Source organism: Methylobacterium aquaticum, assembly GCF_001043915.1.
Classification (GTDB): Bacteria; Pseudomonadota; Alphaproteobacteria; order Rhizobiales; family Beijerinckiaceae; genus Methylobacterium; species Methylobacterium aquaticum.
This window is the reverse complement of record NZ_LABX01000267.1, coordinates 1-14286: the sequence shown is the minus strand read 5'-3', so window position 1 is coordinate 14286 and position 14286 is coordinate 1. Positions and strand designations below refer to the sequence as shown.

Genomic DNA, 14286 nt, shown 5'->3' with positions numbered 1-14286 from the left:
CGGCACGCTGCTCGCCGCCCGGCTGGCCCTGGCCCACGGCCTCGCCGGCAGCACGGCCGGGGGCAGCCATCACGGAAGGCGGGACGGCGGACGGGGCTTCTGCGTCTTCAACGACGTCGCGGTGGCGGCGCTCGCCCTCAAGCGCGAGGGCACGATCCGGCGGGCGCTGGTCATCGACCTCGACGTGCATCAGGGCGACGGCACCGCCGATTGCCTGAAGACTGAGCCCGACCTGTTCACCGTCTCGATGCATGCCGAGAGGAACTATCCTGCCGACAAGGTGCCGGGGGACCTCGATATCGGCCTGCCCGACGGGCTCGGCGACGACGACTATCTGGCGGCGCTCGCCCTCCACCTGCCGCGCCTCCTCGATGCGCAGCGCCCGGACCTGGTGTTCTACAATGCCGGCGTCGATCCCCACCGCGACGACCGCCTCGGCCGCCTGGCGCTGACCGACGAGGGCCTGCGCCGGCGCGAGGCGTTCGTGATCGGCGAGGTGCGCCGGCGCGGCATCCCGCTCGCCGCGGTGATCGGCGGCGGCTATGCGACCGACATCGAGGCGCTGGCGGCCCGCCATGCCCTGGTCTTCGAGGCGATGGCGGAGCGGGGGTGAGCGGAGCCCGGCGTCACGTCGGCCTGGAACGGCCGAGGCTGTTTCGCCGTTGAATCGCCGAAACACCTCACTCCCGTCCATTCGGAGACTACGATGAGCCTCATCGGCCGGATCGTCACCAAGATCCTGGGGAACGACGATCCCCGCACCCGCCCCGACAGCCGGGTCACCGACAGCGAGTCCGGCAACCTCGTCGGCCGCCTCGTCACCAAGATCCTGCGTCGCTGACGCAACAGCCCGATATCCGCCAGGGTCCCGCCCTGCCGACACCACGCCTCCGCCCGCTCGGCGGGGGCGTGGCCGTTTTTGAAGCGGGCGCGATCGGTTAGGAGAAAATCCACCATGCGTGCGCTTTCGCACTTGCGAACGTCGCCCCGCCGTTTATCTTCTGCACTGCACGGTCGCGATGGCGTCGCGGCCCTGTAGCCCTTTTGGGCGTTTCCTCCCTAGACTTCGGGCCGCTCGCAAGAGCGGCCTTTTTTCTTGGTTGCATGCTTCCCCGGCGACAAAGGCTTTGGTTGCACGGGCGGGTCACGGCGGCATCGCGATCCCCCGGACGTCGCGGCTCTGCGCCAGGCAGCGCCGCTGCGCCCGCGCGACGCGCGCCAGCGTCCGGGCCGCCCGCGTCTCCGGCACCGTCACCGCCTCCCCGGCGAGGAGGCTGGCCTTGAGCGCGCCGAGCGCCGGATCGCCCCAGCGCGCCAGCAGCGCCTGGAACGCGGCGTGGCGCTCCCGGTCGTAGCCGTCCTCCGTCAGCGGGTGGGGCGGGTGAAGATGGATCACCGGGGCGAGGCCCGGCGGGATCGGGGCCGTGGCGGCGTGCAGGCGGCCCTGGCGCAGGAGCTTGTCGAACCAGTGGGCGCGCGGCCCCGGATGGGCGTCGGGCAGCACGACCTCGATGCGGGCGCGGCCCTGCGCCGCCACCAGCACCGCGCCGAGCCCCGGCAGGGCGGACCAGAGGGCGGCATCCGCCGGCCGGCCGCAGGCGGCGCGCATCGCCCGCACGGCCTTCCCCCGCACCCGGGCGAGGAACCTGGCCTGGCGCAGGGGCAGGCCGAGGCAGAACAGCACCCCGTCCCGGTCCTCGGACCGCGCCGCCTCGGCGTCGGGGCCGATCTCGCTCACGCGCGGGGCCGGGCAGGGCGGCAGGAGGCCGAGCGGCCGGCACAGGGCCAGGGCGTGGCTCCAGGAATCGCCGCCCAAAGCCGTCTCGTAGGCCACCGGCACGAGGGTCTCGGCCTCCGCCAGCACCAGGGCGCCGCGGGGCGTGACGAGGCCAGGGCGCCCGCCGGCGGGCTCCTCGACCGGCTCGTCGGGATCGCGCCGGAAGGTGGCGCCGGCGCCAAAGCCGCCGAGGCTCCAGGTCGCGGCCGGATCGGCCAGGGCGCGATGCAGGACCCTCCGCAAGACGGCCTCGTCCGGCCGCGGCCGGATCGACAAAGGGTCTTCCCCGCCTTGAGCGCAGCGCAGCAAACCGCTACCTCTTCGTGGGCAGGGGGCGCCGCCCGGGTCGAGAATCGTACATCGTGTCGGAACCGTCGCCGTTGATCCCCGAGCCCGACCCGTCGGCCACCCGCAAGCGGGTCAGCTTCCGCGGGCGCCTGCGGAACTACTTCTTCACCGGCGTCATCGTCGCCGGCCCCCTGGCGATCACGATCTACATCACCTGGTGGTGCATCAGCCTGATCGACGGCTGGGTCAAGCCGCTGGTGCCCTCGGCCTACCTGCCGGACCATTACCTGCCGTTCAGCGTGCCGGGCCTCGGCCTCGTCATCGCCTTCGTGGCGCTCACCACGCTGGGCGCGCTCACCGCCAACCTCGTCGGCCGCTCGATCGTCGAGTTCGGCGAGGTGCTGCTCGCCCGCACGCCGGTGATCTCGGGGCTCTATCGCGGCCTGCGCCAGGTCTTCGAGACGCTGTTCTCCACCAGCGGCACCTCGTTCCGCACCGTCGGGCTGGTCGAGTTCCCGGTGAAGGGCACCTGGTCGATCGTGTTCCTGTCGGCCCCGGCCGGCCCCGACGTGCAGACGGCGCTGGGGGCCGAGCACGAGCAGGTCGGCGTGTTCCTGCCCTGCGCCCCGAACCCGACCACCGGCTTCTTCTTCTACCTCCCCCGCGCCGACGTGATCGAATTGCCGATCAGCGTCGACGACGCGGCCAAACTCGTCATGTCGGCCGGCGTGATCCAGCCCGAGGACCCGCAGACCCGCCTCCAGGCGATGGCGGCGGGCCTGCGCGCGGCGCAGGTCGGACCGATCGACGTGCCGGCGCGGGATCGCATGGACGCCTGATCCTGCGTCCGGACGATCCCGTCCGGCACCCGGATCCGACCAGCGGTCGTCGCAAACCACCGCTGGCCTTGCACCCGGCTCGCGGGGACGAGGCAGGCCCCTGCGTCCGGGACACACCGGGCAATCCGCCGGACACGCCGCCGCCGCCCACGTGACGTATTTTTGCAACGCTGGCGCCGATCGGCATCGGCCACGCCGCCTTGAACGATTGCAAAACGCCGTGAGGATCGCCGCATCGCCAAGGGCTTCGGCCGTCCATCGCGATTTCATCTTATACCAGATAAAAACAACGCCCGTTCGTATCCAACAGTCACGCCGTTGCAAATCCGGCGCGTCGCGGCCAATGACGCAAGGTCTCGCCAGATCAGGGCGCCCTCGCGAGACAACCACTCTGTCGCTCGGACTTTATGCATCATGACGAAGTCGGCCGCGCATGCACGCGCCACCCTGTTGCTCGCCACCACGGTTCTGGGGTCCACGGCATCCCTCGCGCAGCAGCCCGTCCCGCCCGAGGGCGACCTGGCGCTCGCGGCCATCGACGTCGCGGGGCTCAAGGCCGGCGGGCGCAGCGAGACGGTCGGCTATCTCACCCGGCGCACCGCCTCGGCGACCCGGACCGACACGCCGCTGATCGACACCCCGCAAGCGGTCACCGTGGTGACGCGCGAGCAGATCCGCGATCAGGGCTTCCAGAGCCTCAACGAGGCGATCCGCTACGTGCCGGGGGTGATCCCGCACCAGGGCGAGGGCAACCGCGACGACGTGGTGATCCGCGGCCAGCGCTCCAACGCCGATTTCTACGTCAATGGCGTCCGCGACGACGTTCAATACTTTCGTGACCTGTATAACATCGAGCGGATCGAGGTGCTCAAAGGACCGAACGCGATGATCTTCGGCCGCGGCGGCGGCGGCGGGGTCATCAACCGGGTGCTCAAGGAGGCCGACGGCGTGCCGATCCGCGAGATCGTCGCTCAGGGCGGCGCCTTCGACAACAAGCGCCTCGCCGTCGATCTCGGCGACCGGCTCTCGGACAGTGCCTTCTTCCGCCTCAACGGCGTGGTGGAGGAGACCGGCACCTACCGCGATTTCGGCCATCTCCGCCGCTACGGCGTCAACCCGACCGGGACGCTGGTGCTCGGCCCCGAGACCACGCTCAAGCTCTCCTACGAGTACTTCCACGACGACCGCGTCACCGACCGCGGCATCCCCTCGCAATTCGGCCGGCCCTACCGCTACCGCGACAACACCCGGACCTTCTTCGGCAACCCGGATCTGAGCTATGCCCGGGTCGACGCCCACATCGCCACGGCGACCCTCGACCACCGCTTCGAATCCGGCGTGCAGTGGCACGGCCAGCTCCGCGTCGCCGACTACGACAAGTTCTATCAGAACGTCTTTCCGGGCAGCGCCGTCAACGCCGCCGGCACCAGCATGACCCTGAGCGCCTACAACAACGCCACGCCGCGCACCAACTATTTCAGCCAGAACGACTTCACCTATAAATTCGCGACCGGACCGCTCGCCCACACCCTGCTCGGCGGATTCGAGCTCGGCTACCAGACCGGCCTCGCCTTCCGGCAGGACGGCTTCTTCTCGACAACCGGCCAGACCTCGCTGGTGGTGAACCCGCTCTCGCCGACCTCACGGGTGCCGGTGACTTTCCGCTACAACGGCGGCAACAACAGCCGCTACGACCTCGGCCTGGCCGCAGCCTACATCCAGGACCAGATCGAGATCTCGCCGCACCTGCAACTGATCGGCGGCCTGCGCTACGACCATTTCGACTTCGCCGCGACCGACCGGGGCAAGCAGGTGACCACCGCGCGCATCGACGACCTGGTCTCGCCGCGGGCCGGCTTCGTGGTCAAGCCGTGGGAAAATCTGGCCTTCTACGGCAGCTACAGCGTCTCCTACCTGCCCTCGGCCGGCGACCAGTTCTCCTCCCTGACGCCGGGCCTCTCGATCGCGGTGCCGGAGCGGTTCGAGAACCGCGAGATCGGCGCGAAATGGGACGTCTCGCCGGTGCTCCAGCTCACGGCGGCCCTCTACGACCTCGACCGCTACAACCAGCGCTTCGCCGATCCGAACCGGCCCGGCTACTTCCTCACGACGGGTCAGACCAACACCAAGGGCGCCGAGATCGGCGCCAACGGCTTCATCACCGACTGGTGGCAGATCGCCGGCGGCTACGCCTTCACCGACGCCCGGGTGGTCAACGGCTTCAGCTCCGGCTCGACGGCGATTCGCGCCGGCAACACGGTCGCTCTGGTGCCGTTCAACGCCATCACCCTGTGGAACAAGTTCGCGATCACGCCCGAACTCGCGGTCGGCATCGGCGTCATCAACCAGACCCACACCTTCGCGTCGTCCGACAACAGCGTGCGCCTGCCGAGCGTCACCCGCTTCGACCTCGGCCTGTTCTACCAGGTGTCGGAGGGAGTGAGGGCGCAGGTCAACATCGAGAACCTGTTCGACCGGCGCTACATTTCGACGGCGGATGCCAACAACAACATCACGCCCGGCGCCTCGCGGACGGTGCGGGTGCAGGTGATCGCGCGGTTCTAATCCCAACGGCCCAAGATGCCCGTCCCAGCGGCCCAAGATGCCGGCGCATCTTGGGCCGCTGGTCCCTCTCGCATGGTCGATGCCGAGCCAGAGGCTCGGCGGCACATCGCGATGAGCGAGAACGCGAAACCGGAACAAAAGGTCGTTGTCGGTCGACCTTTAGACTTACTCGCCTTGCGCGCCGCAGCAGGTGCGGCCGAGGAAGCGGACCGGCCGCTCCTCCTCGATCAGCGCCGGGAACCCGGCCCGGAACCGGGCGAGATGCGGGGTGTCGAGATGCGCGTCGAAGGCGGCGCGGTCGTCATAGACCTCGTAGAAGACGACGCTCTGCGGATCGCTCTCGCTCACCGCGACGTCGAAGGCGCGGCATCCGGGCTCCTCCGACACGGAGGAGCGGGCGTCGTCATGGGCGAGGGCGAGGAACGCATCGAGGGACCCGGGCTTCACCCGGAACTCGGCGATGACCACGAAGGGGCGTGGGGAGGACGGCATGATCGGTTCGTCTCGGTTGGGCTTGAAGCCGGGCGGCGCCGGCCGGGCCGGCCGGCGCCGTTCTGCCGTCAGGCCGCCTGCGGGGCCGCCATCTTGCGGGTCGTGTCCTCCATCTGGCGGCGCAGGGCCACCACGTCGAGGTCGGCGACGAGCTCGACGTCGTCCACGCTCACGATCTGGTCACGGGCGACCGGGCGCTTGAGCTTGACGTTGTGGGCAAGGCCGATCGGCAGGGCGCCGAGCGCCAGGCTCTTCGAGGCCGGAATGGCGTTCGCCCACACCGCGTAGCCGCCCTCGCCGTCGAGCATCTCGCCGGGCTTGAGGTCGCGCTTGGCGGTCGCCACCGCGTCGCCGCGGAACTCCTTCGAGCAGCCGGTCGGCTCGTTGCGCAGCACCGCCGACAGCACGCTGACGCTGGTCTCGAGGCCGATCATGTGGAAGGGGCGCCACATCGAGCCGTACCAGCCCGACGGGTCGGTGAGCAGGCCGTACTGCTTGAAGCAGGCTTTGGTATACTCGCTCGTCGCCTTGAAGGTGACGAACACGCCGTAGCGGATGTTGTTGAACACCTCGCGCCCGTCGGGCTCCTGGCTCGCCGCGATGTCGACGAGGCCCGAGCGCGGCAGCCGGCCGCCGTCGCTCACGGGGCGGAACACCCGGGCGAGGTCGTGCAGGCCGGTCGGCGGGAAGGCGAGGCCGTCGTCGGGGCAATCGAGCCCGGTGCCGTTGGCCACCGCCGCCATCTCGATCGCCGCCTTGGTGCCGTCGGTGAACGAGTTGTACATCTTCGGATTGAAGTCGCCCTTCTTCACCTCCTCCTCGGTCCAGCCGAAGAAGCCCCACACCGTGTCCGGGGTGGAGTAGCGGTAACGCGGCTCGAAGTTCATGCCCTTGCCGGCCGAGGTCAGCTCGAAGCCGCAGGAGCGGGCCCAGTCGACCAGCTCGCAGATGATCGCCGGCTGGTCGCCATAGGCCATCGAGTAGACGACGCCCTGGCGGCGGGCGCGCTCGGCCAGCAGCGGGCCGCACAGCACGTCGGCCTCGACGTTGACCATCACGACGTGCTTGCGGGCGTCGATCGCCTGGATGGCGTGGCGGATGCCGGCGATCGGGTGGCCGGTCGCCTCGATGATGCACTCGATCTCGTCGCAGGCGCTGAGCGCGGCGGCATCGGCGGTGACGACAGTGCGGCCGCTCTTGACGGCATCGCCCATCGAGGTCGCGGCGTAGCGCTCCTCGGGCCAGCCGACCCGGGCGAGGGAGGCGCGGGCGCGGCCGACATCGAGGTCGGCGACGGCGACGACGTGCAGGCCCTCGATGCGCTGGGCCTGGGCCAGCACCATCGAGCCGAACTTGCCGGCGCCGATCAGGCCGACGCGGACCGGGCGGCCGGACGCGGCGCGGGCGAGGAGCAGAGTGGAGAGGTTCATCGGTTTCCTCCTTGGCCGACCGGGCTCTCGCCGCCGGTTCTCGAAAGAAGGGCGGGGCCGGTCTCGGCGCGACCCCGGCGGACGCCGTCGAGCGGCCCGGCGAGATCCAACGGCCGGAACGCTAGAAGCGCGGTCCGTGAAGGACAATCCAGATTTCCGAGACGATCGTGAAGCGGCGCTAAAGGCTCTCGACCTCGCGCTCCGCGGCCGGTGCGGCGGCCGGGAGGCCCTGCCCGGTGGCCAGCGCCTCGCGCTCCGCCGACCAGGCGTCGCGCTCGCCGCGGATCCAGTCGAGGAAGGCCCGCACCTTCCGGTGGCGCAGGTGGTCGTGCGGGCACGTCACCCATTGGGTGACGAGGGCGATCCGGGGCGGATCGGCGAGCGGGCAGGCGAGGCGCCCGGCCCGCAGGTCGCCCCACAGCATCAGGTCGCTCTCGAGCGCGATGCCGAGCCCTCCGGCGGCGGCGTCGATCGCCATGTGGGTGCGGTCGAACAGGAGGCGGCGCCAACGCGCGGCCGGCGCAACCCCGGCACGGGTGAACCAGTGCGGCCACTGCACCTGCGACTTGACCGAGTGGATCAGGACGTGGCGGGGCAGGTCCGCCGCCGCGAGGCTGCCGGGCGCGGCGACACCGGGGGCGCAGACCGGCCGGAAGCTCTCCTCCACCAGCCCCTCGACGAACAGGCCGGGCCAGGTGCCGGTGCCGTGACGGATCTCGATGTCGACGTTCTCCTTCTGGAACGCCGTCGGCTCGTTGGTGCCGTCGAGGCGCAGCTCGATGTCGGGATGCGCCGTGACGAAGCCGGCAAGCCGCGGCAGCAGCCACTTCGTCGACAGGCTCGGGGTCGCCCGGACGGTCAGCGTCGTCACCGAGCGGAAGCCCTGGATGCGCTGGGTCGCCTCCATGATCCGGTCGATCTCCGAGCCGATCATCTCGAAATAGCGCTCGCCGGCCTCGGTCAGCACGATGGCGCGGCCGGCTTTGCCGATCAGCGCGGTGCCGAGCGCCAGTTCGAGAGACTGGATCTGCTGGCTCACCGCGGAGGGCGTGACGCCGAGATCCTCGGCTGCCCGGGTGATGCTGCCGGAGCGGGCGACGGCGTGGAAGACCGTGATGGCGCGAAGCGGGACCGACATCACAACAGTTTAGCAGCACTACACGAAACCGCAAATAATCTGGATTGTCCTACATCGACGCGGTTCCTACTCTCGGCGACCAAGCGAGACGAGCCGTCCCGGATCAAGGGACGCCGACAGGGAGGATGGCGGGCACGGCCTCGTGCTCCCGGCGCCGCGTGCCGTCACTCCTCCCGAACGACGCGACGAAACGATGCTGCACCGCGGCCCACGCGGATGACGGCGCGCCGGAGGAAACCGATGACGTCCACCCCCGACTCCCAGCAAAACCCCTCGCGCCGCCTGTTCCTGGCCGGCGCCGCCGCATTCCCGCTCGTCGCGATCCGCACGGGCCCGGCCCGGGCCGCCGAGTTCACCTACAAGCTCGCCACCGGCCAGTCCCTGACCCAGCCGATCAACACCCGGCTCGAACAAGCCTGCGGGCGCATCCGCGAAGCCTCCGGCGGGCGGGTGGAGCTGAAGTTCTTCCCGGCGAGCCAGCTCGGCTCCGACACCGACCTGATCACCCAGGTCCGCACCGGGGGGATCGAGTTCCTCAACATCGCCGGCTCGGTGATCTCGACGGTGGCGTCCGGCGCGGCGATCACCAATGTGGGCTTCGCCTTCTCCGATTACGAGCAGGTCTGGCGCGGGGTCGACGGGCCGATCGGCGCGTATGTCCGCACCCAGATCGAGAAGGCCGGCCTGATCGTCGCGGCGAAGGCCGCCGATAACGGCTTTCGCCAGATCACCTCGAACGCCCGGCCGATCAAGACGCCCGAGGACCTCAAGGGCTACCGCATCCGCGTGCCGGTGGCACCGATCTTCACCTCGCTGTTCTCCAGCCTCGGCGCCAGCCCGACCTCGATCAACTTCAACGAGCTGTACACCGCGCTCCAGACCAAGCTGGTCGACGGCGAGGAGAACGGGCTCGTCACGATCGAGGCCGGCAAGCTCTACGAGGTGCAGAAGTACCTCACCGAGACCAACCACATCTGGGATCCCTTCTGGATCGTGGCCAACCGGCGCGCCTTCGGGAAGCTGCCCGAGGCGCTCCAAGAGATCGTCCGGCGCGAGCTCGACCGCGCCGCGCTGGAGGAGCGCGAGGACATCCAGCGCCTGACCGGCACGGTCAAGGCGCAGCTCACCGCCCGCGGCCTGATCTTCGAGACGGCCGACAAGCCGGCCTTCCGCAAGGCCCTGACCCAGGCCGGCTTCTACCGCGACTGGCGCGAGAAGTTCGGGGCGGAGGCGTGGAAGGCGCTCGAAGCCGTGACCGGGGACCTGGCATGAGCGCGCTCGCCGACACCCCCGTGCGGCCTGCCGCCCTCTCCTCCGACTGGCTCGGCGCCGCCGAACGCTCCCTGCGCCTCGCCGTCGAGGTGCCGGCGGCGATCCTGGTCGCCGCCGAGGCGCTGATCCTCTTCGCCGGCATCGTGTCGCGGGCGATCGGGCATTCGATCATCTGGAGCGACGAGCTCGCCTCGATCCTGTTCCTGTGGCTCGCCATGCTGGGCAGCGTCGTGGCGGTGCAGCGCGGCGAGCACATGCGGCTGACCTTCGTGGTCGGCGGGCTCTCGCCGCGGGCCCGCGCCTGGTGCGAGGCGCTCGCGGTCGGCACCGTCTTCGCCTTCCTGGCGCTCCTCCTGCACGCGGCCTATGACTACACCGAGGACCAGTCCTTCGTGGAGACGCCGGCGCTCGGCTGGTCGGGCACGGTGCGGGCGCTCGCCGTGCCGGTCGGCTTCGTGCTGGCGCTGCTGTCCTGCTGTTTACGCCTCGCCCGGCACCGGATCACGGATCTCCTCGGCGTCGGCGCGGTGCTCCTCGGCGTCGTGGCGCTCCTCGCCTTCGCCGCGCCTTGGCTCACCGGCATCGGCAACTGGGCGCTGATGGTGTTCTTCGTCGGGCTCCTCGGCGTCGGGATCCTGGCCGGCGTGCCGATCGCGTTCTCCTTCGCGCTCGCCACCTCGGCCTATCTGCTCACCACCACCTCGACCCCGCTCACCATCGTGGTCGGGCGGATGGACGAGGGGATGAGCAGCCTGATCCTGCTCGCGATTCCGCTCTTCGTGCTGCTCGGCCAGCTCGTCGACGCGACCGGGATGGCCCGGGTGATGGTGGCGTTCCTGGCCTCGCTGCTCGGCCATGTGAAGGCCGGCATGTCCTACGTGCTGCTCGGCGCGATGCTGCTGGTCTCCGGCATCTCCGGCTCGAAGACCGCCGACATGGCGGCGGTGGCCCCGGTCCTGTTTCCCGAGATGCGCAAGCGCGGGATGAAGGACGGCGAGCTGCTGTCGATCCTCGCCGCCTCGGGGGCGATGAGCGAGACGATCCCGCCCTCGATCGTGCTGATCGCCATCGCCTCGGCGACCGGCGTCTCGATCGCCGCCCTGTTCACCGCCGGGATCCTGCCGGCCCTGGTCCTCGCCCTGGTGCTGGCGGCGGTGGCCCGCTACCGCGCCGGGCGCGAGGAGGACGCGATCGTGGTCCAGCGCGCCCCCGCCTCGGTGGTGAAGAAGACCCTGATCGTGGCCCTGCCGGCCCTGCTGCTGCCGTTCCTGATCCGCACGGCGGTGGTCGAGGGGTTCGCGACCGCCACCGAGGTCTCGACCATCGGCATCGCCTATTCGCTGGTGCTCGGGCTCGTGATCTATCGCGGCGGGCTCAAGACCTCCGAGATCGTCCCGATGCTGGCGCGCACCGCCTCGTTGTCGGGGGCGATCCTGTTCATCGTCGGGGCGGCGAGCGCGATGGCCTGGGCGCTGACCCAGTCGGGCTTCTCGCACGACCTCGCCCGGGCGATGGCGGCGGTGCCGGGCGGCAAGACCGGCTTCCTGCTGGTCTCGGTCGTCGCCTTCATCGTGCTCGGCAGCCTGCTCGAAGGCATTCCGGCGATCGTGCTGTTCGGCCCGCTGCTCTTTCCGATCGCGCACCAGTTCGGGATCCACGAGGTGCATTACAGCATGATCGTGATCCTGGCGATGGGCCTCGGGTTGTTCGCCCCGCCCTTCGGCCTCTGCTACTACGCCGCCTGCATCATCGGCGGGGTCGCGCCCGAATCCGGCATGCGCCGGATCTGGATCTATCTCGGCGCGCTGTTCCTCGGCCTCCTGGTGCTCACCTTCGTGCCGTGGTTCTCGATCGGGTTCCTGTGAGTGGCGACCGGGATCACCGTGGCCTCCGGCCGCTCGGCGATCCCGGTCCCCATCGCCGAGACCGAGCCGCCATACAGACCCTTTGGCGGCCATGACGTGCTCCCGACGAGACCGAGGGACCGTCGCAGCGGGTCTCCCCCCAGCCGGGACGATGAGCGGAACCCGAACCTCTCGCCCCTGCGAAAGGCTGCGGCCCTGGATTCAGCAGCCGCAGGCTCTCTTCGCCTCCAACCAGTCGTCAGTCAGGTCGACCGGACCGTGATGGGCCTGAAAGATCGCGCCGTCACGCCCCGCAGCGGCCAGTGCATCGCACAGGTCCGGCGTCGCCAGTGCCGCCGCAGCGTCGAGCAGCTTGGGCGCGACTCCTCGGCAAAGCTCCCGAATCAGGACCGGCAACACGAGCGGGTCGCCGCGCTTCGCGAGGCCCTCGATGGCCTCATGACGAGCTTCCACGTACGGATCGTCGAGCCGCGCGTGCAGGGCTGCCCGAACGGTCGGCGTATCGATCTCGACATGTTCCCCCAGGGCGAAAGTCGCCCAATCGCGGACATCCTCGTCGCTGTCGGCCGAGAGGGCAATCAGCGCGTCGAGAACGGCGGGTGGGGCATGAGGGCCGAGGTGTCTGCTGAGGCCGGACATCACGCCGAACCGGACGGCGGCCTCCGGATAGGTCCGCAATGCGAGCAAGGCCGGGATCGCCCGTGGATCGTGCAGGCGGCCGAGCCCCGTGCATGCCGCTCCCATGACATCAGGGTCCCCCGCACCCGCGCGCTCGGCGGCGAGAAGGTCCATCAGCCCTCGGAAACGCTCCTCGCCGAAGACGGGACTCCCGACCTGCGAATCCCCAAGCTCCCCGAGGACGATCGCCGCGACGCGACGTTTGAGCGGATCGGCGTCGGCGCAGGCGGCAAGACACGCATCGAGGACGTCCCGGCTTGCCCGATCCCGCAGACGGACGATCGCTCGCCAGCCCGACATATCGTCCGGGGCGGAAGCGCATTCGTCGTCCAGACCGATCACCGCGCGGGCCAGCAAGCCTTCCACGTCGTTGGACATCGCCGCCAGATCCACCTCACACTCGGGCTCCCATTCCTTCCCGGACGGCCGAAACGTCCGGGAAAGGGTTACCGGCGAGGGAGCCCCCCTCACGCCGCCTTCTTGCGCGTGATCAGCTTCACCAAGTCGCGCAGGATGGCGGTGGTCTCCTTCAGCCGCTCGGCCACCGTGGCGAGGTCGCGGATGAAGACCACGCTCATGTCCGGCCGCACCTTGGCGAAGGAGCGCTGGTCGGCGATGTAGCCGGCGAGCTTGGCCGGGTTGGCGAAGGACCGGTCGCGGAAGTGCATGACGATGCCCTTCGGGCCGGCCTCGACCTTCTCGACATTGGTCTCGCGGCACAGGATCTTGATCGTCACGATCTTCAGGAGCTGCTCCACCTCCGGCGGCATCGGGCCGAAGCGGTCGATCAGCTCGGCGCCGAAGCTCTCCAGTTCCGCGTCGTTCTCCAGAGTCGCGAGGCGGCGGTAGAGGCCCAGCCGCACCGAGAGATCGGCGACGTAGTCCTCCGGCATCGTCACGGGGGCGCCCAGCGCGATGGTGGGCGACCATTGCTCGTCGGTCGGCAGCGTGTTGCCGGACTTGAGCGCCGCCACCGCATCCTCCAGCATCTGCTGGTAGAGTTCGTAGCCGACCTCCTTGACGTGGCCGGACTGCTCGTCGCCCAAGAGGTTGCCGGCGCCGCGGATGTCGAGGTCGTGGCTGGCGAGCTGGAAGCCGGCCCCGAGCGTGTCGAGGGATTGCAGCACGGAGAGGCGGCGCTCCGCCTGCACCGTCAGGGTCTTGCCCTCCGGGGTGGTGAACAGCGCGTAGGCCCGGGCCTTGGAGCGGCCGACGCGGCCGCGGAGCTGGTAGAGCTGGGCGAGGCCGAACATGTCGGCGCGGTGGACGATCAGCGTGTTGGCGGTCGGGATGTCGAGGCCGGATTCGACGATCGTGGTGGCGAGGAGGATGTCGTACTGGCCCTCGTAGAAGGCCGTCATCACGTCCTCGAGCTGGCCCGCCGCCATCTGGCCGTGGGCCACCGCCACCTTGGCCTCCGGCACCTCGCGGTCGAGGAAGCGCTTGACCTCCTCCAGATGCTCGATGCGCGGCACGACGTAGAACGCCTGGCCGCCGCGATAGCGCTCGCGCAAGAGCGCCTCGCGGATCGAGAGCGGGTCGAACGGCATCACGAAGGTGCGGACCGCCAGCCGATCGACCGGCGGCGTCGCGATGATCGAGAGTTCGCGCACCCCGGTCATGGCGAGTTGCAGCGTGCGCGGGATCGGCGTCGCCGACAGGGTCAGGACGTGGACTTCCGCCTTCAGCGCCTTCAGCCGCTCCTTGTGGGCGACGCCGAAATGCTGCTCCTCGTCGATGATGATGAGGCCAAGATCCTTGAAGGCGATGTTTTTCGCCAACAGCGCATGGGTGCCAACGACGATGTCGATGCTGCCATCCGCCAGGCCCTCCCGGACCTTCTTGAGGTCGGCATTGCCGACGAAGCGGGACGCTTGCGCCACGTTGACCGGCAGGCCCTTGAACCGCGCCTCGAAGGTGCGGGCGTGCTGGCGCGCCAGCA

General features: G+C 69.9%; 12 protein-coding genes. 6 read left to right on the top strand and 6 right to left on the bottom strand.

What is annotated here, in order from left to right:
- The coding region (locus tag VP06_RS28545) for a histone deacetylase family protein (protein WP_048467194.1) at positions 1-613 on the top strand (613 nt) is incomplete at its 5' end.
- Positions 614-706: 93 nt separating this feature from the next.
- Positions 707-841: a hypothetical protein gene (locus tag VP06_RS28540; RefSeq protein ID WP_048467193.1), complete on the top strand. Its 135-nt coding sequence runs from the start codon at positions 707-709 to the stop codon at positions 839-841.
- 303 nt (positions 842-1144) lie between these two features.
- Here VP06_RS28540 and VP06_RS28535 read toward each other — a convergent pair whose 3' ends face one another.
- Positions 1145-2020 carry a DUF6925 family protein gene (locus VP06_RS28535; RefSeq protein ID WP_197093310.1) on the bottom strand — a complete coding sequence of 292 codons (876 nt, stop codon included), beginning with the start codon at positions 2018-2020 and terminating at the stop codon, positions 1145-1147.
- A gap of 137 nt (positions 2021-2157) precedes the next feature.
- Here VP06_RS28535 and VP06_RS28530 point away from each other — a divergent pair, with 137 nt between their 5' ends.
- Positions 2158-2904: a DUF502 domain-containing protein gene (locus VP06_RS28530; RefSeq protein WP_245291350.1), complete on the top strand. Its 747-nt coding sequence runs from the start codon at positions 2158-2160 to the stop codon at positions 2902-2904.
- 414 nt (positions 2905-3318) lie between these two features.
- Entirely contained in the window at positions 3319-5469 is a 2151-nt protein-coding gene (locus tag VP06_RS28525) for a TonB-dependent receptor (protein WP_048467191.1), read from the top strand.
- 165 nt (positions 5470-5634) lie between these two features.
- Here the strand turns inward: VP06_RS28525 and VP06_RS28520 are convergent, their stop codons facing one another.
- From VP06_RS28520 to VP06_RS28510, 3 genes are all read right to left on the bottom strand, one after another.
- The gene (locus VP06_RS28520) at positions 5635-5961 is read right to left on the bottom strand and encodes a putative quinol monooxygenase (protein ID WP_048467190.1); all 327 of its coding nucleotides are present in this window, start codon (positions 5959-5961) and stop codon (positions 5635-5637) included.
- A gap of 68 nt (positions 5962-6029) precedes the next feature.
- On the bottom strand, positions 6030-7391 hold the full coding sequence (locus VP06_RS28515) for an NAD(P)H-dependent oxidoreductase (protein WP_048467189.1): 1362 nt from the start codon (positions 7389-7391) through the stop codon (positions 6030-6032).
- Between the two features lie 178 nt (positions 7392-7569).
- A complete protein-coding gene (locus tag VP06_RS28510; RefSeq protein WP_048467188.1) occupies positions 7570-8529 on the bottom strand; it encodes a LysR substrate-binding domain-containing protein in 960 nt (319 codons plus the stop codon).
- A gap of 240 nt (positions 8530-8769) precedes the next feature.
- On the opposite strand from VP06_RS28510, the gene VP06_RS28505 reads away from it, so the two are divergent.
- Positions 8770-9801, top strand: a complete 1032-nt coding sequence (locus tag VP06_RS28505; protein ID WP_048467187.1) for a TRAP transporter substrate-binding protein — start codon at positions 8770-8772, stop codon at positions 9799-9801.
- Positions 9798-11666 (top strand): TRAP transporter large permease, encoded by a 1869-nt coding sequence (locus VP06_RS28500; protein ID WP_048467186.1) that lies wholly within the window; start codon positions 9798-9800, stop codon positions 11664-11666. Before VP06_RS28505 ends, VP06_RS28500 begins: the two co-directional genes overlap by 4 nt.
- A gap of 201 nt (positions 11667-11867) precedes the next feature.
- Here the strand turns inward: VP06_RS28500 and VP06_RS28495 are convergent, their stop codons facing one another.
- Together VP06_RS28495 and VP06_RS28490 are read right to left on the bottom strand one after the other, a co-directional pair.
- On the bottom strand, positions 11868-12722 hold the full coding sequence (locus VP06_RS28495; protein WP_048467185.1) for a HEAT repeat domain-containing protein: 855 nt from the start codon (positions 12720-12722) through the stop codon (positions 11868-11870).
- Between the two features lie 89 nt (positions 12723-12811).
- The coding region (locus VP06_RS28490; RefSeq protein WP_048467184.1) for a TRCF domain-containing protein at positions 12812-14286 on the bottom strand (1475 nt) is incomplete at its 5' end.

What these genes read in the sequence shown, in the direction of transcription:
- VP06_RS28495 (WP_048467185.1), bottom strand. Translation starts at nt 12,722, where the DNA reads ATGTCCAACGACGTGGAAGGCTTGCTGGCCCGCGCGGTGATCGGTCTG.
- VP06_RS28525 (WP_048467191.1), top strand. Translation starts at nt 3,319, where the DNA reads ATGACGAAGTCGGCCGCGCATGCACGCGCCACCCTGTTGCTCGCCACC.
- VP06_RS28500 (WP_048467186.1), top strand. Translation starts at nt 9,798, where the DNA reads ATGAGCGCGCTCGCCGACACCCCCGTGCGGCCTGCCGCCCTCTCCTCC.
- VP06_RS28515 (WP_048467189.1), bottom strand. Translation starts at nt 7,391, where the DNA reads ATGAACCTCTCCACTCTGCTCCTCGCCCGCGCCGCGTCCGGCCGCCCG.
- VP06_RS28520 (WP_048467190.1), bottom strand. Translation starts at nt 5,961, where the DNA reads ATGCCGTCCTCCCCACGCCCCTTCGTGGTCATCGCCGAGTTCCGGGTG.
- VP06_RS28540 (WP_048467193.1), top strand. Translation starts at nt 707, where the DNA reads ATGAGCCTCATCGGCCGGATCGTCACCAAGATCCTGGGGAACGACGAT.
- VP06_RS28505 (WP_048467187.1), top strand. Translation starts at nt 8,770, where the DNA reads ATGACGTCCACCCCCGACTCCCAGCAAAACCCCTCGCGCCGCCTGTTC.
- VP06_RS28510 (WP_048467188.1), bottom strand. Translation starts at nt 8,529, where the DNA reads ATGTCGGTCCCGCTTCGCGCCATCACGGTCTTCCACGCCGTCGCCCGC.